We start from the raw sequence: 20414 nt of genomic DNA, 5'->3' as shown, positions 1-20414 counted from the left end.
ACATGGCGAGACAATCAGAACCGCTGGCACAACCGCCGATCCCCGTCCTCGTGACCCGCCCCCGGGCCGAGGCCGAGAGCTTCGCCGCCACGCTCTCCGCCCGCTTCGGAACCAGGGTGCGGCCCCTCGTCACCCCGCTGATCGCCCCCCGCTTCCTGTCGCCGGTGATTCCGGCCAAGGACTATGCCGCCGTCGTCTTCACCTCGGCCCACGCGGTCGAGGGTGCCCGCCGCCTGGGCGTTCCGCTGCCGCGTCTCGCCTGGTGCGTTGGCCGCAAGACCGCCGCCGTTGCCACCGCTGCCGGGTTCCTCGCGAAATCGGCGGATGGAGATGCCGAGGCGCTGGCAAACGCCATCCAGGCCGATCCTCCGAATGGCAGGATTCTGTATCTACGAGGTGTAGATACGCGCGGTAACTTGCTGGAAAAGCTGAACTCTTTCTGTATGCACACCGATGTTGCAATTGTCTATGCGCAAGAGCCGCAGCTCCTCACCACCCAGGCCCTCGCTGTCCTGCGCTCACCCGAACCCGCCCTCGTCACGCTCTTTTCGCCGCGCACCGCTGCGCTTTTCCGGGCCGCCTGGCCGCGGGACGGTCAAGGCAACCTGCATGTCGCCGCGATGAGCCGCGCGGTCGCCGACGCCTTGGACGACCTTCCCCGTGCGACCCTTGCCATCGCCCGGCAACCGGACGCGGCGGGAATGCTGGCGGCGGTCGAAAGCTTGCTTGCCGGATTGCCTGCGCCTTGAACCCGTGGGTTGCCAGTGCTTAGGTTGGGGCATGGGATGGAAAGGGCCGCAGCATGACCAGACGCAAGGACCCTGAGCCTGAAAACCTGCAGACCGAGGTTTCGCCGACCGCGCCCTTCGTGACCGAGGTCGGACCGGAACCCGTGCCCGTGCCCCCGCCCGAGCCGCGCATCGACGCGCCGCCGCTGCCGACCCCCCCCGCGCCCCGCGGCCCCGGCATGCTTGGCCCGATTCTCGGCGGTGCGCTTGCCGCCATCGGCGGCTTTGCCCTGTCGCATTTCAACCTGTTGAGCCTTGCGCCCGACGCTGGTGCCGTTCCCGCCCTCAGCGCCGAACTCGATCAGGCAGTGAAGCAGCAGTCTGCGGCCGACCAGAAACTCGACACCGACCTTGCCGCCCTGACCGGCCGCGTCGCCGCCCTGGAATCCGCGCCCGCCCCGGCGGCGCCCGATCTCTCCCGCCTCGACGCGCTTGACCAGCGCCTTGCAACTCTCGAAGCGATTCCCGCCGACGGCACGGCATCCACCGCCGCGCTGGCCGCGAAACTGGCCGATCTGGAACAACGCCTTGCCAGCCTTCCCACAGGCGGCTCGGACCCGGCCCTGCAACAGCAGCTCGACGACGCCCTTGCCCGCCTGACCGAGGCCGAAGCCGCCGCCAGCACCCGCGCCAGCGAAGCCGAGGCCGCTGCGCAAGCCGCCACCCGCAGCAAGGCGCTGGACGCGCTGTCGGCTGCCGTCGACACGGGCCAGCCCTTCGCCGCCGAACTTCAGGCGCTGGACGACCCCGCCCTGACCGAAGCGCTTGCGTCCCTGGCCGAAACCGGCGCACCGACGCTTCTCCAGCTGCAAGCCGCCTTCCCCGATGCCGCCCGCGAGGCCCTGCGCACCGCCCGCGACCTCAGCACCGAGGACGGCTGGGGCGCGCGCCTGGTCGATTTCCTCGCCGCGCAGACCGGCGCCCGGCCCTTGACCCCGCTGGAGGGCGACACGCCCGACGCCATCCTGTCCCGCGCCGAATTCGCCCTGTCGAAAGGCCGGGTTGCCGATGCATTGGCGGAACTCGACCCGCTCGATGCCGCCGTGAAGGCCCCGCTCGACGGCTGGATCGCGCAGGCGAAAGCCCATCTCGCCGCCGCCTCGGCCCTGCAAGCCGCACGGGGGGAATGATGCTCTGGTCGCTGACAAAGGTCATCCTCTTCGTCGTCATCATCGCCGCGCTGGCCCTTGGCGCCGGGCTCCTGTCGGAAACCGGCGAGGTCCTGCGCCTGACCGTCGCCGGGTGGGAGTTCACCATCGGCCCGGTCCAGGCCGTCGTCCTTGCCGTCGTGCTTTTCCTGGCGGTCTGGCTGGCGCTGAAAATCCTGGGCCTCCTCGCCGCCACCTTTCGCTTCCTGAACGGGGACGAAACCGCGATCTCGCGCTATTTCGACCGCAACCGTGAGCGGAAAGGCTACAAGGCCCTGTCCGAAGGCATGATGGCCCTTGCCTCCGGCGAGCCGCGCCTGGCGCTGACCCGTGCGCAGAATGCCGAGCGTTTGCTCGGGAAACCGGAACTGACGACGCTTCTGGTGGCACAGGCCGCCGAGGCCACAGGCGACCGCAAGCGCGCGATCGAGGCCTACAAAACCCTGCTCAAAGATGACGCCACCCGCTTCGTCGGGGTGCGCGGCCTGTTGCAGCAGAAGCTGGCCGAGGGCGACCGCGAAGTCGCGCTGAAGCTGGCCGAGAAGGCTTTTGAACTGCGGCCCAGACATGCGGAAACGCAGGATGTCTTGCTGAAACTGCAATCCGATGCGGGCGACTGGTCCGGCGCGCGGGCGACTTTGGGCGCGAAGCTGCGCGGCGGGACCTTGCCCAAGGACGTCTACCGCCGCCGCGATGCGGTGCTGGCCCTGCAACAGGCGCGCACGGTGATCGACGACACCGCCAACATCGAGGCGCGCGAGGCGGCGATCGAGGCGAACAAGCTCTCGCCCGATCTGATCCCCGCCGCCGCGATGGCTGCACGGGGCTACATCGCGAAGGGCGACAGGAAGAACGCGACCCGCGTGCTGAAGAAGGCTTGGGAAGTCCTGCCCCACCCCGACCTCGCCGCCGCCTTCGCCGAGATCGAGCCGGAAGAGACTCCGCAGGACCGCCTGAAGCGCTTCCGCACCCTGACCAACGCCCGCCCCGATGCGGACGAATCGAAGATGCTGCTGGCCGAGCTGCTTCTGGCGACCGAAGATTTCCCCGGCGCCCGCCGCGCTTTGGACGATGTCGCCACCCGCGCGCCGACCCAGCGTTCTCTGGCGATCCTGGCCGCCATCGCCCGGGGCGAGGGGGCCGAGGATTCTATCGTGCGCGATCTTGTCGCTCGCGCAATCGCTGCACCGCGCGGTCCGCAATGGGTTTGCGACAAGTGCCACGCGATCCATGACGGCTGGCAGCCGGTTTGCGACAACTGCGGCAGCTTCGACACCCTGTCCTGGAAGACCCCGCCCGCGACCAGCACCTCGCCCGCCCTGGCCGAACTGCTGCCGCTGATGGACGCCCGCCCCGAACCGGAGCCGGAACCCCCGCCACCCGAGGAAGAGCCGCTACCCCTGGACGAGATCGCCCGCCGCGCAAATTAGGGCTACACACCGCCCAAGGCCGGTGCTAATAGCCCGCGCAGGAAGAATGCCGGTGTAGCTCAGCTGGTAGAGCACGTCATTCGTAATGATGGGGTCGGGGGTTCGAGTCCCTTCACCGGCACCATTCTTCCCCCGAAACGCAAAAGCCGCCGGTCCCCACGGACTCGGCGGCTTTGCTTTTCCAACGCCTTGCGATGGAGCGGGACGCCTCCGCCAATCGCTTCCCTCCCCCTCGTGGGGAGGGAGAGGGTGGGGGGCTGACGGTCGATCCCGCCCGCCGCCAAGCGTCAGCGCTTCGGACCTTTCGGCGGAACGAACCGCTTGGACGTATCCCGCGCATCCGCCTTCGGCTTGGCCGGACGATCCGAAGCGCCCGCCCTCTCGAAGGGCTTCTTCCCCCCCGCCGCATGGCTCTTGAACCCGCCCGCCTTGCCCGCGCCCTCGCGCTTCACGAAGGGCCGCGCCTCGTCGCCCTTGCCGGCATAGGTCTTCTTCGGACGGTCGCCCTCCTCACGCGGGCGGAAACCCTCGCCCTTCGGCGCATAGGGTTTGCGGGGCCGCTCGCCGTCCTCGCGAGGCTTGAACCCCTCGCCGCGCGGCTTGTAGCCCTCGGATTTCCCGGCATAGGGCTTGCGCGCCGGGCGCTCGCCGTCCTCCGCCCGCTCCCGGGGCTTGTAGCCCTCGGTCTTGCCCGCATAGGGCTTCCGCGCCGGACGCTCGCCGTCCTCACGCGGTTTCCAGCCCTCGGACTTGCCCTTGTAGCTACCGCCCTCCGACGCATGGCTCTTGTAGCCCGCCGCCCGGGCCGGACGATCCGCCGGCCCGCCGTGGCTCTTGAACCCGGTCGACCGCGGAGCCGCCTTCTGATCCGGCGACCAACGCGGCTTGCGGGGGCGGTCGTCCTCACCTTCAGGGCGGGGCGTGCGCTCCTCATAGGGCTTCCGCGCCGGGCGATCATCGGTCCGCTCGGGCCGCGCCTCGGACGGAGTCACCCGGGGCCGATCCTCGTACTTCGCCTTCGGCGGCGCTGCGGGTTCGGCCTCATCATCCTCCACCACCCGAGGAGGCTTCGGCACATAGGCCGGTTTCTCGGCCCTCGCCGGACGCTCGGCCCGCTCCGGTCGCGCCGGACGCTCGAACCGGGGCTTGTCATAACGGGGCTTGTCGAAGTCCGGCTCGCCCTCCAGCCGCTCCATCAGCAACCCCTTGTCGAGGTCGATCTGTTGCCGGAACTTGCCCGCCACCGCTTCGGCAATCTGCACGAAGGTCTCGTCCTCGCGCACCCGGATCGCGCCGATGGAATCCTTCGCAATGCTCCCGGCATCGCAGATCTTCGGCAAAAGCCAGCGCGCCTCGGCCCGGCCCGACCGGCCCACGCCGATGCGGAACCAGACCGAAGGACCGAACTCCCCCCGCTCGCGCGGCGCCGACGGCGCGGGCATCGCCGCATCGGTCGACAGCACCTCGGGGGCCGACCGCCCCTCGCGCCACAGCCGCACGAAAGCCGCCGCCAAAGCCTCGGCCCCGAACTGCTCCAGCAGGTCTCCGGCAATCCCCGCCTCGTCCCCGACCGGAGCCGTCAAAGCCGGATGTTCCAGAATCCGCAGGTCGTCCTTGGCCTGCACGTCATCCGCGCCCGGCGCCGGGCCCCATTCGGCCACAACCTTCGCGCCCGACAACAGCCGCTGCGCCTTCTTGAATTCCGACGGCGTCACGATCAGCGCCGAAACGCCCTTCTTCCCTGCCCGCCCGGTGCGGCCCGAACGGTGCAGCAGCGTCTCGGAATTCGACGGCAGGTCGGCATGGATCACCAGCTCCAGCCCCGGCAGGTCGATGCCCCGCGCCGCCACATCCGTCGCGATGCACACCCGCGCGCGGCCGTCCCGCAGCGCCTGCAGCGCGTGCGTCCGCTCCTGTTGCGACAGCTCGCCCGACAGCGCCACGACCTGGAACCCCCGGTTGCCCATCCGCGCCAGCAGGTGATTGACGTTCACCCGCGTCTTGCAGAAGACGATGGCCGTCCGCGCCTCGTAAAAGCGCAGCACGTTGAAAATCGCATGTTCCCGGTCCCGCACCGCCACGGAAATCGCCCGGTACTCGATGTCGACATGCTGCTTCGCCTCGCCCTGGGCGACGATCCGCAGCGCGTCCTTCTGGAACTCGCCCGCCAGCTTCTCGATCTCCTTCGGCACGGTGGCCGAGAACATCAGCGTCCGCCGATCCTCCGGTGCCGCCGCCAGGATGAACTCCAGATCTTCGGCGAAGCCGAGGTCCAGCATCTCGTCCGCCTCGTCCAGCACCACGGCGCGAACGCCCGACAGGTCCAGCGAGCCGCGCTCGATATGGTCGCGCAACCGGCCCGGCGTGCCGACGACGATATGCGCGCCCCGCTCCAGCGCCCGGCGTTCAGTGCGGTAGTCCATCCCGCCGACGCAAGTCGCCAGCTTCGCCTGCGCCCCCGCATAGAGCCACTCCAGCTCCCGCGCGACTTGCAGCGCCAGCTCCCGCGTCGGCGCGATGGCCAAAGCGATGGGCTTGTCCGCGTACAGAAGCACGTCCTGCCCGTTCAGGATTTCCGGCGCCACGGCCAGCCCGAAGGCCACCGTCTTGCCCGACCCGGTCTGCGCCGAAACCAGCGCATCGCGCCCGGCGACGCCTTCGGCCAGCACCGCCTCCTGCACCGAGGTCAGCGTCTCATAGCCCTGGTCGGCCTAAGCCTGCGCCAGCGGCGCGGCCACTTGTTCAATCGTCATGGATGTCTTTTCCAAAGGGGGCACAGATCGCGCCCAGTCAAGCCAAACGGCCCCTGTCCCTTTGGTGCGGGCCTCCTCGCCCGCAGTCTCGGAATCTCGACCGTCCGGGGCCAGTATCCGAAACCGGCGGGCCTGTATAGGGCTTAAGGCAACAGCCGCGCCATCGCCTCGGCGTGCAGCCTTGGCGGCAGCGCCAGTACCCCCGCGGCCATCGCGCCGGGCGTGTTGAAGCGCAGCGCCTTGCCCTGCCGGTCCGTCACCACCGCCCCCGCCCGTTCCGCGATCAGGGAACCGGCGGCGATGTCCCATTCCCAACTGTCGCGCAGGGTCAGCATCCCGTCGAACCGCCCCTCCGCCGCCAGACACATCCGGTAGGCCAACGAGGCGCGGAAGCTCCGCTCGATCTCCGGCACCCCGCCCGGCCATTTCTCCGGCACCAGGTTCGCCTTGGTGGTCAGGATATTGGCCCCGGTCAGAGCCTCCCGCCCGCTCACCGCAATCGGCTGACCGTCCTTCAGCGGCGGCGCGGTCTCGGAAGCCGCGTACATACGATCCAGCGCCGGGAGATACACCACCCCCGCCGTCACGCGGCCATTGTGCGCCACCGCCAGCGAATGCGCCCAAGTTTCCTCCCCCGCCACGAAGGCCCGCGTGCCGTCGATGGGGTCCACGATGAAGACTGTATCTACAGCCAGCCGGTCGGTGCTGTCGGGCGTCTCCTCCGACAGCCAGCCATAGCCGGACCGGGCCGCCAGCAGTCGCGCTTTCAGCATGTCGTTCACGGCAAGGTCGGCCTCGGTCACCGGCCCATGCTCGCCGCCCTTGTCCCAGACCTGCGGGCTTTTCCGCCAGTAGCGCAGCGCAATCCGCCCCGCCTCGCGCGCGGCCTCGGTCAGCAAGGCCAGGTCACGCGCCGGCAAGGGTCATCCCGTCGATCAGGATCGACGGCACCCGCGTCGACAGATGCGCCCGCGCGTCATTCGCCGGGACGATCCGCAGCAACATGTCGCGCAGGTTCCCGGCGATGGTGCATTCGTGGACCGGATAGGCCAGCTGCCCGTTCTCCACCCAGAACCCCGAGGCGCCACGGGAATAATCCCCCGTCGTCGGGTTGATGGTGGACCCGATCATCGACGTCACCAGCAGCCCCGTCCCCATCTGCTTCAGCAGGTACTCGCGGGTCACAAGCCCTTGGGTCAGGTCAATGTTGGTTGTCGACGGCGAGGGCGGCGCCGATGTCCCGCGCGAGGCGTTGGCCGTCGACGCCATCCCCAGCTTCCGCCCCGTGGCCAGATCCAGCACCCAGCCGGTCAGCACCCCATCCGCCACGATCTCGCGCCGCTTCGTCGCCAACCCCTCGCCGTCGAACGGCCGCGACGAGCCAATCCGCACCCGATGCGGGTCTTCCACCAGCGACAGACCCGCTGGCAGCACCTGTTTCCCCAGCAAATCCCGCGCCCAGCTTGAGCCCCGGGCAATCGAGGTCCCATTGATCGCCGACAGAAGATGCCCGACCAGCGATGCCGCGACCCTTTCGTCATAGACCACCGCATAGGTCCCGGTCTTCGGCTTCACCGACCCCACGCGCTGCAAGGTCCGCTCCGCCGCCAGCCGCCCGATCTCCTGCGCCGAGGGCATGTCGGCGGCGTATATACGCCCCTCGCCCGCATAATCGCGCTGCATCTCGGTCCCCGCTCCGGTGAACGCCACCGCCGACAAAGACGTGGATGTCCGCCCATAGCCCCCGGAAAACCCGTTCGTCGCCGCCATATGCAGCGCCCGCTGGCTGTAGCCAGCCGAAGCCTCCACCTGTGTGATCCCGGCGGAGTCCAGCGCCGCCGCTTCCACCGCCCGCGCCGATGCCTCCAGCACCGCAGCCCCCGGCTCCCCTGCCGGATCGGCGAGGTCCAGCGCACCCAGGTCCCAGCCCGAGGCGAGTTGCGACGCCTCCGCCAGCCCCGCCGTCGCATCCTCCGGCGCCTCGCGCGCCATCGCCACCGCGCGTTCGGCCAGAGCCGTGATCGTTGCCGAAGTCGTATCCGAAGCCGAAACGCAGGCCTGCCGCTTGCCGACCAGCACCCTGAGGCCGATTTCCACCCCTTCCGACCGCTCCGCCTGCTCCAGCGCGCCCTTGCGGATTTCGATCGACAGCGCCGTCCCAGCCACCGCCAGCGCGTCGGCGCTGTCCGCCCCCGCCTTGCGGGCAGCGTCCAGCAGGGAATGGCTCAGGTCGGCAAGGCTGGGGGTCATCGCATCGGTCCTATCATCACCGGGATGAGGTAGTCCCCCCTGCCTTCGGGTGCAAGGCCGGGCAACGCCCGCCTATTGCATCCGCATCCCGTTCGCGAAGAGTCCGCCTTCCTTGAACTCGATCTCGGACACCAGCTCGTCCGGCCCGGCGCCGGGCTTCGCCACCATCGCCAGCCCCATGCGGAAGCCCATCGCATCGTCCTCGCTGATGAGGCCCAGCGCGATCAGGTTGTCGACCAGCTTGGTCACGCCCTTGATGTTGACCACCACCTTGCCATCCGGCCGCGGCATCCCGCCGAAGGTGGCGGTATCCGAGTTGTCGAAGGTCAGCGCGCCGGTGCCCGATACCTCGGCCCCCGCCGCCTTGGCCAGCACCTGCGTCAGGTCAAGGCTGTGCAGCTCACCGGGGGGCGTCGCACCCTCCATCTGCACCTCGGGGTCCATGATGTCCTTGGTCCAGAACCCCTTGCCCTTGAGGTCGACGATGAAGGTCGCCGGTTCGCGCGACAGCATGGCCGCCGGGTCGAACAGGCCCCAGACATCGTCCGACACCGTGAAGTCCACCACCTTGGTCAGATAGGCAAAGTCCTGCGGCGTGTCCGATTTCGTGACCGGCATCAGCAGGTTGAAGGCGCTGTCGGCAAAGGCCACCTCGACCTGCGGGAAGGGAATCTCGGCCCCCGAGATGGTGAATTTCGCCCCCGTCAGCGTGGTGCCATAATTCATCCGCACCTTGTCCATCGCCAGCACGAAGCTGCCGCCGCTGGCGTTGGCAGTCATCTTCGTCGGCCCCTGCGCCTCGGTAATGTCGGCATCCAGCGTCATCGCCCCGAAGCTGAAGGACGTGTCCATCGTAAACCCGCTGTTCAACGCCAGCGCCATGTTCGCCATCATCTCGGGGTTCAGGAAATTGCCCTTGGTCGCCCCCTTCAGGTCGGCGAAATTGACCGAAATCTTGCCCGACCCGCCCGACCCGTCCGAGCCGTTCAGGTCGAACACCGCCGTCTTGGCCGAAAAGTCCGAGTCGAGCCCCATCGTCTCGCCGGTCCTGGTAACCTCGTAGCCGCCCTCCAGCCCGGTCAGCGCCAGATCGCCCTTGGTGTCCAGCACCTTGCCGCCCTGGTCCGTCACCTCATCCAGCGTGATCTTCATCGTGGGCGCGGTCATCTTGTAGCTTGTCTGATCAGCACTTCCGCCCGCGACGATCACCGCGCCCGGCTGGCTGACCGTCAGCTTCACCGACCCCGGCCCGTCCCCCTGCGCCGGGAAGGCCAGCTGCATCGGATAGCTCTCCGGCATGGCGACCGTCACCGTCCCGTCGCCGTTGTCAGTGAAGCTCAGCTTGTCGAAGATGATCGACGCACTGCCACCCATCTGGTCCTTGTAGGTCACGGCCAGATCCGTCACCTCGACCGCCTTGCCGCTGTCCGCCGTGTTCCCGACCGTCAACTCCTGCCCGGCCGAGGTCATCATCGCCTGCCAGCTTGCCCAGACCTCCTGCGGGGTGACATCGGCGGAAGCTGCGGTCGCAAGGAACACAAGGCCGATCGCTGAGGAACAGGTAAGGGCGCGGGTCATGGCTTATGCCTTTCTGGTTGAATTCGCTGCCCGCAACCTTTCTATCTCGTCCCCGAAGCGTCAAGGGATTCCCCTGTCGCAGGTGGGGAAAGCCGGAGGGTGCCGTCATGATCAAGGTCCAGACCGCAGGCGACTGCTGCACCCTCACGCTTGCCCGCCCCGACAAGGCCAACGCCCTGACCGAAACCATGCTGGAAGCCCTCGCCCTGGCCGCGACCGAGGCCGCCACCAATGGCGCGAAGGTCCTGATCCTCACCGGCGAGGGCCGCGTCTTCTCTGCCGGGGCCGATCTTGACGGGATGAAGGCGGGCCTCGGCCTTTCCCCCGCCTGGGAGGATGCCTCCGCGGCCATCGCTGCGTTTCCCGGCCTCAGCATCGCCGCGCTGAACGGAACGCTGGCAGGCGGCGCGATGGGCGTGGCGCTGGCCTGCGATCTGCGCATTGCCGTGCCCTCGGCCAATTTCTTCTACCCCGTCATGCGCTTGGGTTACCGCCCGCAGCCCTCCGACCCCGGACGCCTCACCGCGCTGGTCGGCCCGGCGCGGGCCAGGATGATCCTGCTGGCGGCCCAGAAGATCGACACTGACACCGCCCTTGCCTGGGGCCTGATCGACCGCATCTCCGCCCCCGAAGCCCTGACCGACACCGCCATGTCGCTGGCAGAGGCGGCACTGGCCGCCGATCCGTTGCATGTCAGGACCCTGAAACGCATGACCAACGGGGAAAAGCCATGACGAACGCTTACGACAAAGGCCGCCTGAACCTGCCCTTCGTCGGCATCTCGACCTTTGGCAAGAACCCCTACCAGCCCGACTGGTCTGCAATCGACGCCGATTTCGCCGTCCTCGGCGCCCCCTTCGACTTCGGCACCCAGTTCCGCGCCGGGGCCCGCTTCGGCCCGCGTTCCATCCGTGAGGCCTCCACTCTCTTCTCCTTCGGCCACGGCGGCGCCTATGACCATGAAGACGACGTGACCTACCTCGAAGGCGTCCGCATCCTCGACATCGGCGATGCCGACATCGTCCACACCGACACCGAGACCTCCCACGCCAATATCGAGACCGGCGTCCGCGCCATCCTCGCCGCCGGGGCCGTTCCCGTGGTCCTCGGCGGCGACCATTCCATCAACATCCCCTGCATCCGCGCCTTCACCGGCCGGCCGCTGCACATCGTCCAGATCGACGCGCATCTCGATTTCGTCGACGTGCGCCACGGCGTCCGCCACGGCCACGGCAACCCGATGCGCCGCGCCGCCGAACAGGACCACGTCAAGGGCATCACCGCCCTCGGCATCCGCAACGTCAGCTCCACCGCCAAGGACGGCTACGAGGCCGCGCGGAAGATGGGCGACGACATCCTCTCCGTCCGCCAGATGCGCAAGCTTGGCGTCGAAGCCACCCTCGCCCGCATCCCCAGGGGCGTCGACTACTACCTGACCCTCGACATCGACGGCTTCGACCCCTCCATCGCCCCCGGCACCGGCACCCCCTCACATGGCGGGTTCCTGTATTACGAAATCCTGGAGCTGATCGACGGGTTGACCAAGCAAGGCAACATCATCGGCATCGACCTGGTGGAAGTGGCCCCCGACTACGACCATTCCGGCATGACCGCGATCCTCGCCGCGCAGATCCTGCTCAACACCATCGGGCGCATCGCCCACAATCGGAGCTAAGGCGTGGAAAAGGTTCAGGCTTGGCTGCAACAGGCCTCCGACACCGCCCTCGGCTGGCTCTCCTCGCCCGCCGCTTTGTCGCAGTTCGGCCTCCTGATCGCGGCCTATATCTCCGCCCGCATGCTGGCCGCGCGGCTTTCGCCCATTCTTGAACACAGCCTGACCCCGAAGCCCGAGGCGACGCATCTGATCGCCCGCCTCCGCCGCTTCGCGCTCCTCTTCCTGCCGCTCCTCCTCCCCCTCCTTGCCTACGCCCTGACCGCCGTGGGCGAGGGCCTGACCCGCGCCACCTTCGGCTCGGGCGAAGTCATCGCCTTCGGCAAGCGCGTCTTCCTCCTCCTCGCCGCCGTCGAGTTCGTCCGCAAGGTCCTGCCCCCCGGCTTCCTCAAGCTGATGGGCCGCTACATCCTCCTGCCCGTCGCCGGGCTCTATGCCCTGGGCGTGCTGGATGAAGTCACCGACTACCTGAACGCGGCCCAGGTCAACCTCGGCAACATCCAGTTCACCGTCCTCGCCCTGATCCGCGGCGCCATCGCAGGCTCGCTCCTCTTCTGGCTCGGCAGCTGGTCGAACCGCCAGTCCACCGGCTACCTCAAGGCGCAACCCGACCTCCGCCCCGCCACCCGCGAACTGGCGATCAAGGCCAGCGAAGTCGCCATCTTCGGCGCTTCCTTCCTGCTTCTGATGTCGATCATGGGCATCGACCTGACCGCCGTCGCCGTCCTTGGCGGCGCGCTGGGCGTCGGCATCGGGCTTGGGTTGCAACAGATCGCCGCCAACTTCGTCTCCGGCATCATCCTCTTGCTGGAGGGCCAGACCACCGTCGGCGACTATGTCGAACTCGACGGCGGCGAGAAGGGCACCATCGTCAAGATGACCGCCCGCGCCTGCATCCTGGAAACCTTCGACGGCAAATGGATCGTCGTCCCGAACGAACATTTCATCACGTCCCGCGTGGTGAACTACTCCGACCAGGGCAGCGCCAATCGTTATGAGGCCCTGTTTTCAGTAAGTTACGAGGCCGACATAAACATCGTGCCCGATCTGATCGAGCGCGCTGTATCAAAACTCCCCTTCGTCCTGCAATCCCCCGACGGCCCCGACTGCGAATTGCGCGGCTTCGGCGAAAGCAGTGTCGACTTCGCTGTCGAATACTGGGTCTCCGGCATCGACGACGGCAAGAACAAATACGGCTCCCCGGTTCTCTTCGCGATCTGGAATGCGCTGAAAGAGGCCGGGATCGGGATGCCCTACCCCCACCGCGTCGTCGAACTGCGCAATGCCCCAGCCTGACGCCCTCGTCATCGGCGCCGGTCCCGCCGGGCTGATGGCGGCGGAAGCGCTTGCGAAGACCGGCGCGCAAGTCCTTGTCGTCGAAGCCAAACCCACCGTCGCCCGCAAATTCCTGATGGCCGGGAAATCCGGCCTGAACGTCACCAAGGACGAAGACTGGGAAACTTTCGTCACCCGCTACGACACCCCCCACTTGCGCCCGATCCTGAAGGACTTCGGCCCGCGTCAAGTGCAGGACTGGTGCCGCGCACTTGGCCAAGACGTATATACCGGCTCCTCCGGCCGCGTCTTTCCCGTTGCGATGAAGGCCTCCCCCCTGCTCCGTGCCTGGCTGCAGCGCCTGACCTCGCAAGGCGTCGAACTCCGCACCCGCTGGCGCTGGACCGGCTTTGACGGCGCGGCCCTTACCTTCGACACCCCCAGCGGCCCGCAATCGCTCACCCCCAAAGTCACCATCCTCGCCCTCGGCGGCGCCAGCTGGCAACGGCTCGGCTCTGACGGTGCCTGGGTCCCCTGGCTGCGGGAAAAGGGCGTGCGGATCACCCCCTGGCGACCCGCCAACATGGGCTTTCGAGTCGACTGGTCGCCGCACATGGCCCCGTATTTTGGCAGCCCGGTCAAAGGCATAGCCCTGATTGCCGGGCCGCACCGCGAGCGGGGCGAGTTCATCATTTCCGCCAAGGGGGTCGAAGGCGGCGGTATATACGGTATATACAAGTATCTACGCGACAGCCTGCCTCTGGCCCTCGACCTCCTCCCCGACCTCGCGCAGGACGAGATCACCCGCCGCCTTGCGAGAATGAAACCCGGCGAAAGCACCGCCAACCGCCTGCGCAAGCTCGGCCTCGACAAGACGCAGATCGCCCTCGTCATGGAGTTCGCCCGGACCGAGCCCTTCGCGCACCTCAAACACCTGTATATACCGCTGCAAGGCCCAAGGCCGCTGGACGAAGCGATCTCCGTGGCCGGAGGCATCGCCTGGGACTCCGTCACCCCGGACCTTGAGCTGAAAGCCCTCCCCAACACCTTCGTCGCCGGTGAAATGCTGGACTGGGAGGCCCCGACCGGCGGCTATCTCCTCACCGCCTCCTGGGCCACGGGACGCTGGGCGGGCAGGGCAGCAAGACGTCGTTTGCAGGAAACCCCGCCCCGGACTTGATCCGGGGCCTCCCGCACGACCAGAGGCCCCGGATCAAGTCCGGGGCGGGTGTCCCTGATGCAGCGCCTCGAACCACGGCAGCACCTGCTCCCGCAGGATCTCCACCGCCAGATCCAGGTAGTCCGGCCGCTCCAGCACATCGACAAAGGCCAAGGTCCCCGGATCGCCCTCGGCCCGCTCGAAGAACTCCGCCAGCGTCACATCCTCGCCGCCCGGCCAATCGGGATGGTCCGGCACCTCACCTTGGGGAGTGATGAACCGCAGCACGATCCGCACATCCCAGCCGTAGCGATCCCGTTGCAGATGCACCGCCGACTTCCCCACCGCTGAGGCCCGGCTCCAGGTCGTCCCGCTCTGGGCATAGCCCTCGGGCGCCAGCACCGCATCCAGCGCCGCCACGATCCGCCCCCAGGCCTCCTCCCGCCGCGCCGGAAAGGCCGGGTCACTCCCGGCCAGATGCTTCCGCGCGGAAAGGTCCGGGTCCTCCATTCAGGCCGAGAGCCCCCCCGCCAGGTCCGGCACGTCCAGCGCCGAGAAGCCGTAGTGCTGCAGCCAGCGCAAATCGGCCTCGAAGAACGCGCGCAAATCCGGGATGCCGTATTTCAGCATCGCGATCCGGTCGATCCCCATGCCGAAGGCAAAGCCCTGCCATTGCGTCGGGTCCACCCCAGCCGCCGCCAGCACCTTCGGATGCACCATCCCCGACCCGAGGATTTCCATCCACTTGTCGCCCTCGCCGATCTTCAGCTGGCCGCCGACGTTGGAATAGCGGATGTCGACCTCGGCCGAAGGCTCGGTGAACGGGAAATGCGAGGCGCGGAAGCGCAGCTCCACCTTGTCCACCTCGAAGAAGGCCCGGCAGAACTCCTCCAACGTCCATTTCAGGTTCGCCATGCTGATCGCGCGGTCAATCGCCAGCCCCTCGACCTGGTGGAACATCGGCGTATGGGTCTGGTCCATGTCCATCCGGTAGACCCGCCCCGGCGCGATCACCCGGATCGGCGCGCCCTGATCCATCATCGCCCTTATCTGCACCGGCGAGGTATGCGTCCGCAGCACATGCGGCGGGCGGTTGTCGCCTTCCGCCCGCGCCATGAAGAACGTGTCATGCTCCTGCCGCGCGGGATGCTCCGGCGGGATGTTCAGCGCGTCGAAGTTGTACCAGTCGCTCTCGACCTGCGGCCCCTCGGCGACCGAGAACCCCATATCGCCGAAGATCGCCGTCAGCTCTTCCATGACCTGCGACACCGGATGCACCGTCCCCCGTGGCCGGGGCCGCCCCGGCAGGGTCACGTCCAGCCATTCGGTCTTCAGTCGTTCGTCCAGCGCCGCATCGCCCAGCGCCACCTTCCGCGCCCGCAAGGCCGCGTCGATCTCGTCCTTCAGCGCATTCAGGCTGGCCCCCGCCGCCTTCCGGGCCTCGGGGTCCATTTTCCCCAGCCCCGCCATCAGCGCCGAAATCTCGCCCTTCTTGCCCAGCGCCCCGACGCGGACCTCTTCCAGCCCGGCCTCATCCGCCGCACCGGCCACCGCCGCCAGATACCTGGCCTTGAGCGTGTCGATCCCGTCCATCGCGCCTCTCCTGAAAACCGCCTCTCTGCTACCGGCGAAGCCCCCGCAATGCAAGGTTCAGAAGATCGACCGCCGCCCCCGCACCTCCAGCATCCGGCGCGAACGGCCCACCTGCCCGTTCTGTGCCGTGATCGCGATCGGAGCCTCCTTCAGCCGCTTCTCGATCACCACCAGCGAGTCGTAGAACCTGATCCCGCCGATCTCCCTCGCCAGCGGGTGCAGCGGGAACCCGGCGTCATCCTCGGTGTACCAGGAATGCATCCGATCGATCAGGTCCTTGGCGAATTCGATGAAACTCGCGGGCTCCCGCAGCCCGCCGCCGAAGCCCGGCCAGTAGCTCGTATGCACATCCTCGACGATATAAAGCCCCCGGTCCGCCAGCCGGGGCCAGAGGTGGCGGAAGCTGGTGATCTGCTGGTGCATCTTGTGTCCACCGTCGTCGACGATCAGGTCGAACGGCCCATGCGCAACACCCACCTCCTCAAGGAACACCGGATCGGCCTGGTCGCCGATCTCCACCGTGGTCCCCGGCAAGGCCAGGTCGCGGCAGGCCGGGTCGATGTCCAGGAACACCAGCCGCGAGCCCGGCCCCAGGAACCCCTGCCACATCGGCAGCGACCCGCCCCTGTAGACGCCGATCTCCAGAAAGGACACGTCGCGCCCCTGCCAACCGGCCAGAAGCGCGTCGTAATGCTCCAGGTAGTGCTCCATCTTGAAGAGCTTGCGGTCGCCGGTCCGGGCCGGATAGTCGCGGAAATAGCGGGTCATCTTTCACCTCTGCACGCGCAGAGCCTATACTGCCCCCGCGCGCAATCCTACATCAGCTGCGCTTCCGTCGCCTCGAACACCGCTACCGGCGCACCATTGCGACCGTCGCCCGTCCGGCTGGCGACAAGCCTTTGACTCCACAGCGCCTTCTGGTTCGCCTGATCCACCAGCCGCACTTTCAGATAGGCGCGGTCCTCGCTCCAGGCGCCTTCGACCTGCAGGTCAAGGCCCCCCGGCAGCCTTTCGCCCGTCAACCCGCGCTGTCCCTCGCCCAAGAGATATTCCGCTGCCAGCCGGGCAACCGCCCCCGCGAGGTCACGCGCAATTGCCGCCTCGGTGCCTTCCGGCAGATCGGCCAGCCGCAGGGAGAAGGGAAGCGGGGACCGGGGTTCGGCCAGTTCCGCCGCCACGCGCTCCCGCTCCTCCGCCAGCCAGAGGCTGAAGCCGGGGTCCGCAATGTCGATGCCCTCCAGGAACTCGCGCCCCTGCGCCAGCGCCTGACGCGCAGCGGGCGCGTCGGCAAGATCGCTGCCAAATCCCGCCAGGGCCACGCAATCGCGGTCGCTGGTCAGCCGGTCCGCCAGCGGCCCCAGCGCCTTGCGCAATTCAGTCAGCGCCTGCCGCAAACTGCCCGAGGCCTGTTCCTGCGCCCGGTCCGACCAGAGCCTTGCCTCCAGCCAGCGGCGGGGGCGGCGATGCCCCGGGGTCCGGGCCAGCAGCGCCAGAAGCGCCCGCGCCTTCGCCCCGCGCGGCGTGCAGTCCTGCCCCGCCTCGTCCTGCACCCCGAATTCTCCGATCATCCGAATGAACATCTTTCGGCCCGCCCGTCCCTGCTTCCTCTGCTTGCGGGCACCATCGAACGGGCAGCGTGAAATTTGCGTCAATTGCCCCGCACCCGGCGTGAACACCGCAAGTAAATCGTGAAATCACGCCAGCGAGGGGGCGTGAAACCGGCCTGAGTCGCTGCGCCGCGCCCTGCAAAACAAGGCCCGCCAGCGTTTCACGGGGAATTAACGCACAATCTTCCCCCCTAGGGACATCCAGACCGCCCCCGGTCCGGTCGTTCGCGCTTGCGGACCAGACACAGGAAAGGTTGCACCATGCCCCGGCCGGTCGAGTCTGACCTTACGCAGGACGATAGGCTCCTCCGGCTGTTCGACGGGCAGGCCCATCCGGCCCCGGCGGCAAATCCGCGCCTTGGGCTGACCTTCACCCGGCAGGACTATCTGGCGCTCTCCTCCCATCCCGCCGTCCGCGCCGCCGCGATGGCCGCGATGGGTGGCCATCGCCTCGTCGCCTCCTGCCAGGATCGCGCTGCCCCGATCCTTGCCCTCGAACACCACCTCGCCGCTTTCCTGCAGCTTCCCGCCGTTGCCACCTTCCCATCCGGGACCGAGGCAATCCGCCAGACCTTCCGCGCACTGCTGCGCCCCGGCGACCACGTCATCCTCGATTCTGCCGCCCATCCGGCCATGTTCGAGACTGTCTTGCTGTCGCGGGCCCATCCCCACCGCAGCCCTGCCGCCTCTGTCGAAGGGGTGGAGCGTCGCCTGATGCGTCTCTCCCGCCAGCCCCGGCGCGGGCGGCTGGTCATCGCCCTGCCCGCCGTCTCGGCCTATGGCTCCCGGGTCGCCGACCTTGCCGAACTCACGGCCCTCGCCCGGCAGTATGGCGCGATCCTCGTGGCCGATGTGACCCATGATCTCGGGTCGATGGCGCCAAACGGCGGGGGAGTCATGGAGATCCAGTCCTGCCTTGGCCGCGTCGATATCCTGCTCGGCAGCCTCGCCAGGACCTTCGGCGCGCCCGGAGGTTTCGCTGCCTTCCGTGACCCCGACCTGAAAGCGGCGCTCCCTCACGGGCACACCACACCGCTGTCCCCCGTGAACGCCGCCGCGATCCTCGCCGCGCTCGACCTCGTCGCCGGGCCGGAAGGCCAGCGCCGCCGCCGCAACCTGCATGGCCTCTCGCTCCGGCTGCGCAATCACCTGATGGCCGACGGCATCCGGCTGCTGGGCAAGGCCTCGCCCTTCGTGCCGATCCTCCTGCCGCCGCTGACTGCGCTTCCCCGCACCGCACTTCTGGAAAGCGCCGGTCCACGCGTGCCCCTGCTGCAAGCTCCTTGCGTCCCGTTGCACGCCCCGCGCTGGCGCATCCAGCTGACCGCCGCGCACAGCCCCGCCGACATCGACGATCTGGCCGAACTGATCCGCGACGTGAGCCGCACCTTCGACCGCCAGCCCGCCCGAAACCGCGCGCGCCCGGCCGTTTCATCCCACGGACTGACACTGTGATCCCCGCTTTCCAGTTTTTCTGACCGAAGCCCGGAACATTTCCCGCAAAGCTGCATCCAATCCGTCATGGGCCGACCCCCGGCCCCGACCCGGAAAGGAAACACCATGCGTCTGCTCCTTGCTCTTCTCCTCGCCCCGCTCTCCGCGCCCGCCCTGGCGCAGGACAACATGACCGCACCGCCCGCCGCGCCCTTCGCGCAGGTCAGCACGCTGGTGCCGCTGCCGGATTTCCTGCCCGGCCTCGGCACGCTCTACGTCGACCCGGCGACGCTGCCCGCGGGGCCCTTCCTCGGCTACGACCATGACGGCAAGCTTTCCGCCACGATCTACATGGTGCCGATCGAGGACCTGACCTCGGGCAAGGCTTTCGACAACCTGCCCGTCGGCGCCGAGACCGTCACCAGCGTCGACATCTACTACAACGCCGGTCATCCGGGGGTGGAGAAGCCCCATGCCCATGTCGTGCTCTACCACGACACCGGCGCGCACGACCGGCTCGCGAAATGATCTCGCGTCGGCTCATCCTCGGGGGCGGTCTTGCCGCCCTCGCCTGCCCGCTCCGGGCCGGGGACCGGGTGGACATCACCATGCGCGGCTCGGCACGGGGCGAGAAGGTCTGGTTCTCGCCACAAGGCCTCGCGGTGCCACCGGGCACCACCCTGCGCTTCGTCAACCATGACCCGGGCAACAGCCACACCAGCACCGCCTATCACCCCGACATCCTTGGCCGCCAGCGCCGCATCCCCAAGGCCGCGACCCCCTGGGACAGCGATTTCCTGTTGCCCGACCAGGCGTTCGAGGTCACGCTGACCGCACCCGGCGTCTACGACTACTACTGCCAGCCGCATGAGATGGCGGCGATGGTGGGGCGGATCGTGGTCGGGCACCCCGGCGATCCGGGCTGGGAAGGCCCCGCCCCGGACAGCGAGGATCTGATGCCCGAGGTTCTGGCAGCCTTTCCCACTGTCGAAGCGATCCTGGCCAAGGGCCGGGTCGAGCCGGAGAGTGCGCCATGACCCACGCCGAACGGCTCGCCCCTCTCATCGACGACCCCGACTGGCAACTGGTCGCCGCCGCCCGCACCCGCGACGAGGCGGCGATCCGTGAACTGGTGCAGCGGATGAACCCCCGGCTCTTCCGCATCGCCCGCGGCATCCTGCCCACCGACGCCGAGGCCGAGGAGGCGGTGCAGGAGGCCTATCTCGCGGCTTTCACCAGGCTCGACAGCTTTCGCGGCGACGCGCGGTTCTCCACCTGGATCACCCGCATCACCATCAACGCCGCGCGGATGCAGGCTCGCCGCCCGCGCCCGGAAAAGGACCACGCCACCGTGACCGACGACCTTGCCTCAACCGCCGAAGTGCTGGCCTTCCCGGGTGCCGAAACCGCCGAGGCGAGCGCCGGTCGCCACGAAGCCCGCACTTTGCTGGAAGAGGCGCTCTCCACCCTCCCCGCCGACCTGCGCCTGCCCTTCCTCTTGCACGACGCCGAGGGCCAGCCGCTCCTCGCCATCGCCCGCGACCTGGGCCTGAACCCGATCACCGTGCGTACACGCCTGTTCCGCGCCCGCCGCCGGTTGCGCGCCGCGCTGGAAGCCCGGTTGCGCGGCAGCTTCGGCACCGTCTTCCCCTTCGACGGCGCGCGCTGCGCAAGAATGGCCGACCGGGTGGTTCTGGCGCTGCGGGGCAAGCCGGGCGGGTAATACC

19 protein-coding genes and 1 tRNA gene are annotated in these 20414 nt (G+C 68.4%); 12 read left to right on the top strand and 8 right to left on the bottom strand.

Annotated elements, in window-relative coordinates:
- Nucleotides 1-2: 2 nt before the first annotated feature.
- The 4 genes from ACE3P6_RS12215 to ACE3P6_RS12200 all read left to right on the top strand — a co-directional run bounded on the left by ACE3P6_RS12215 (nt 3) and on the right by ACE3P6_RS12200 (nt 3490).
- Nucleotides 3-749 (top strand): uroporphyrinogen-III synthase, encoded by a 747-nt coding sequence (locus ACE3P6_RS12215; RefSeq protein ID WP_374395353.1) that lies wholly within the window; start codon nt 3-5, stop codon nt 747-749.
- A gap of 53 nt (nt 750-802) precedes the next feature.
- Nucleotides 803-1918, top strand: coding sequence for a COG4223 family protein (locus ACE3P6_RS12210; protein ID WP_374395351.1), 1116 nt, complete (start codon nt 803-805; stop codon nt 1916-1918).
- Nucleotides 1918-3366: a heme biosynthesis protein HemY gene (locus ACE3P6_RS12205; protein ID WP_374395350.1), complete on the top strand. Its 1449-nt coding sequence runs from the start codon at nt 1918-1920 to the stop codon at nt 3364-3366. The genes ACE3P6_RS12210 and ACE3P6_RS12205 overlap by 1 nt, the downstream gene beginning before the upstream one ends.
- A gap of 48 nt (nt 3367-3414) precedes the next feature.
- A tRNA-Thr gene (locus ACE3P6_RS12200) sits at nt 3415-3490 on the top strand.
- A gap of 163 nt (nt 3491-3653) precedes the next feature.
- Here ACE3P6_RS12200 and ACE3P6_RS12195 read toward each other — a convergent pair.
- From ACE3P6_RS12195 to ACE3P6_RS12180, 4 genes are all read right to left on the bottom strand, one after another.
- Complete coding sequence (locus ACE3P6_RS12195; RefSeq protein ID WP_374395347.1) at nt 3654-6047, bottom strand: DEAD/DEAH box helicase; 2394 nt, start codon at nt 6045-6047, stop codon at nt 3654-3656.
- A 215-nt stretch (nt 6048-6262) separates the two neighbouring features.
- Nucleotides 6263-7039, bottom strand: coding sequence for a 3'(2'),5'-bisphosphate nucleotidase CysQ (locus ACE3P6_RS12190; RefSeq protein WP_374395345.1), 777 nt, complete (start codon nt 7037-7039; stop codon nt 6263-6265).
- Complete coding sequence (locus tag ACE3P6_RS12185) at nt 7026-8369, bottom strand: TldD/PmbA family protein (RefSeq protein ID WP_374395344.1); 1344 nt, start codon at nt 8367-8369, stop codon at nt 7026-7028. Before ACE3P6_RS12185 ends, ACE3P6_RS12190 begins: the two co-directional genes overlap by 14 nt.
- A gap of 72 nt (nt 8370-8441) precedes the next feature.
- On the bottom strand, nt 8442-9947 hold the full coding sequence (locus ACE3P6_RS12180; RefSeq protein WP_374395342.1) for a DUF2125 domain-containing protein: 1506 nt from the start codon (nt 9945-9947) through the stop codon (nt 8442-8444).
- A 107-nt stretch (nt 9948-10054) separates the two neighbouring features.
- On the opposite strand from ACE3P6_RS12180, the gene ACE3P6_RS12175 reads away from it, so the two are divergent.
- Genes ACE3P6_RS12175 through ACE3P6_RS12160 form a run of 4 tightly spaced genes read left to right on the top strand, consistent with a single transcriptional unit; the run spans nt 10055 to nt 14074 of the window.
- Nucleotides 10055-10681 carry an enoyl-CoA hydratase/isomerase family protein gene (locus ACE3P6_RS12175; protein WP_374395340.1) on the top strand — a complete coding sequence of 209 codons (627 nt, stop codon included), beginning with the start codon at nt 10055-10057 and terminating at the stop codon, nt 10679-10681.
- A complete protein-coding gene (gene speB, locus ACE3P6_RS12170) occupies nt 10678-11622 on the top strand; it encodes an agmatinase (RefSeq protein WP_374395339.1) in 945 nt (314 codons plus the stop codon). The genes ACE3P6_RS12175 and speB overlap by 4 nt, the downstream gene beginning before the upstream one ends.
- 3 nt (nt 11623-11625) lie before the next feature.
- On the top strand, nt 11626-12915 hold the full coding sequence (locus ACE3P6_RS12165) for a mechanosensitive ion channel family protein (RefSeq protein ID WP_374395337.1): 1290 nt from the start codon (nt 11626-11628) through the stop codon (nt 12913-12915).
- Nucleotides 12902-14074 carry a TIGR03862 family flavoprotein gene (locus ACE3P6_RS12160; RefSeq protein WP_374395335.1) on the top strand — a complete coding sequence of 391 codons (1173 nt, stop codon included), beginning with the start codon at nt 12902-12904 and terminating at the stop codon, nt 14072-14074. Before ACE3P6_RS12165 ends, ACE3P6_RS12160 begins: the two co-directional genes overlap by 14 nt.
- Before the next feature lie 33 nt (nt 14075-14107).
- Here the strand turns inward: ACE3P6_RS12160 and ACE3P6_RS12155 are convergent, their stop codons facing one another.
- Genes ACE3P6_RS12155 through ACE3P6_RS12140 form a run of 4 tightly spaced genes read right to left on the bottom strand, consistent with a single transcriptional unit; the run spans nt 14108 to nt 17214 of the window.
- Nucleotides 14108-14563, bottom strand: a complete 456-nt coding sequence (locus tag ACE3P6_RS12155) for a hypothetical protein (RefSeq protein ID WP_374395333.1) — start codon at nt 14561-14563, stop codon at nt 14108-14110.
- On the bottom strand, nt 14564-15646 hold the full coding sequence (gene pheS / locus ACE3P6_RS12150; protein ID WP_374395330.1) for a phenylalanine--tRNA ligase subunit alpha: 1083 nt from the start codon (nt 15644-15646) through the stop codon (nt 14564-14566).
- Nucleotides 15647-15703: 57 nt separating this feature from the next.
- On the bottom strand, nt 15704-16414 hold the full coding sequence (locus tag ACE3P6_RS12145; protein WP_374395328.1) for a class I SAM-dependent methyltransferase: 711 nt from the start codon (nt 16412-16414) through the stop codon (nt 15704-15706).
- A 47-nt stretch (nt 16415-16461) separates the two neighbouring features.
- Nucleotides 16462-17214 (bottom strand): hypothetical protein, encoded by a 753-nt coding sequence (locus tag ACE3P6_RS12140; protein WP_374395325.1) that lies wholly within the window; start codon nt 17212-17214, stop codon nt 16462-16464.
- 300 nt (nt 17215-17514) lie between these two features.
- Between ACE3P6_RS12140 and ACE3P6_RS12135 the strand changes: the two genes are divergently transcribed.
- From ACE3P6_RS12135 to ACE3P6_RS12120, 4 genes are all read left to right on the top strand, one after another.
- Entirely contained in the window at nt 17515-18708 is a 1194-nt protein-coding gene (locus ACE3P6_RS12135; RefSeq protein WP_374395323.1) for an aminotransferase class I/II-fold pyridoxal phosphate-dependent enzyme, read from the top strand.
- 105 nt (nt 18709-18813) lie between these two features.
- Entirely contained in the window at nt 18814-19215 is a 402-nt protein-coding gene (locus tag ACE3P6_RS12130; RefSeq protein WP_374395321.1) for a hypothetical protein, read from the top strand.
- Entirely contained in the window at nt 19212-19724 is a 513-nt protein-coding gene (locus tag ACE3P6_RS12125; protein ID WP_374395319.1) for a plastocyanin/azurin family copper-binding protein, read from the top strand. The genes ACE3P6_RS12130 and ACE3P6_RS12125 overlap by 4 nt, the downstream gene beginning before the upstream one ends.
- Entirely contained in the window at nt 19721-20410 is a 690-nt protein-coding gene (locus tag ACE3P6_RS12120) for an RNA polymerase sigma factor (RefSeq protein ID WP_374395317.1), read from the top strand. The genes ACE3P6_RS12125 and ACE3P6_RS12120 overlap by 4 nt, the downstream gene beginning before the upstream one ends.
- Nucleotides 20411-20414 lie beyond the last annotated feature (4 nt).

The sequence above is a fragment of the Tabrizicola sp. genome, assembly GCF_041911175.1.
Lineage (GTDB): Bacteria > Pseudomonadota > Alphaproteobacteria > Rhodobacterales > Rhodobacteraceae > Tabrizicola.
The sequence above is the reverse complement of the archived record's forward strand: the minus strand, read 5'-3'. Positions and strand labels throughout refer to the sequence as shown.

Bases quoted from the DNA above. Each gene is read 5' to 3' on its own strand.
- ACE3P6_RS12125 (WP_374395319.1), top strand. From the start codon at position 19,212: ATGATCTCGCGTCGGCTCATCCTCGGGGGCGGTCTTGCCGCCCTCGCC.
- ACE3P6_RS12155 (WP_374395333.1), bottom strand. From the start codon at position 14,563: ATGGAGGACCCGGACCTTTCCGCGCGGAAGCATCTGGCCGGGAGTGAC.
- ACE3P6_RS12145 (WP_374395328.1), bottom strand. From the start codon at position 16,414: ATGACCCGCTATTTCCGCGACTATCCGGCCCGGACCGGCGACCGCAAG.
- ACE3P6_RS12185 (WP_374395344.1), bottom strand. From the start codon at position 8,369: ATGACCCCCAGCCTTGCCGACCTGAGCCATTCCCTGCTGGACGCTGCC.
- ACE3P6_RS12160 (WP_374395335.1), top strand. From the start codon at position 12,902: ATGCCCCAGCCTGACGCCCTCGTCATCGGCGCCGGTCCCGCCGGGCTG.
- ACE3P6_RS12210 (WP_374395351.1), top strand. From the start codon at position 803: ATGACCAGACGCAAGGACCCTGAGCCTGAAAACCTGCAGACCGAGGTT.
- ACE3P6_RS12215 (WP_374395353.1), top strand. From the start codon at position 3: ATGGCGAGACAATCAGAACCGCTGGCACAACCGCCGATCCCCGTCCTC.
- ACE3P6_RS12140 (WP_374395325.1), bottom strand. From the start codon at position 17,214: ATGATCGGAGAATTCGGGGTGCAGGACGAGGCGGGGCAGGACTGCACG.
- ACE3P6_RS12120 (WP_374395317.1), top strand. From the start codon at position 19,721: ATGACCCACGCCGAACGGCTCGCCCCTCTCATCGACGACCCCGACTGG.
- ACE3P6_RS12175 (WP_374395340.1), top strand. From the start codon at position 10,055: ATGATCAAGGTCCAGACCGCAGGCGACTGCTGCACCCTCACGCTTGCC.
- ACE3P6_RS12180 (WP_374395342.1), bottom strand. From the start codon at position 9,947: ATGACCCGCGCCCTTACCTGTTCCTCAGCGATCGGCCTTGTGTTCCTT.
- pheS (WP_374395330.1), bottom strand. From the start codon at position 15,646: ATGGACGGGATCGACACGCTCAAGGCCAGGTATCTGGCGGCGGTGGCC.
- speB (WP_374395339.1), top strand. From the start codon at position 10,678: ATGACGAACGCTTACGACAAAGGCCGCCTGAACCTGCCCTTCGTCGGC.
- ACE3P6_RS12130 (WP_374395321.1), top strand. From the start codon at position 18,814: ATGCGTCTGCTCCTTGCTCTTCTCCTCGCCCCGCTCTCCGCGCCCGCC.
- ACE3P6_RS12135 (WP_374395323.1), top strand. From the start codon at position 17,515: ATGCCCCGGCCGGTCGAGTCTGACCTTACGCAGGACGATAGGCTCCTC.
- ACE3P6_RS12205 (WP_374395350.1), top strand. From the start codon at position 1,918: ATGCTCTGGTCGCTGACAAAGGTCATCCTCTTCGTCGTCATCATCGCC.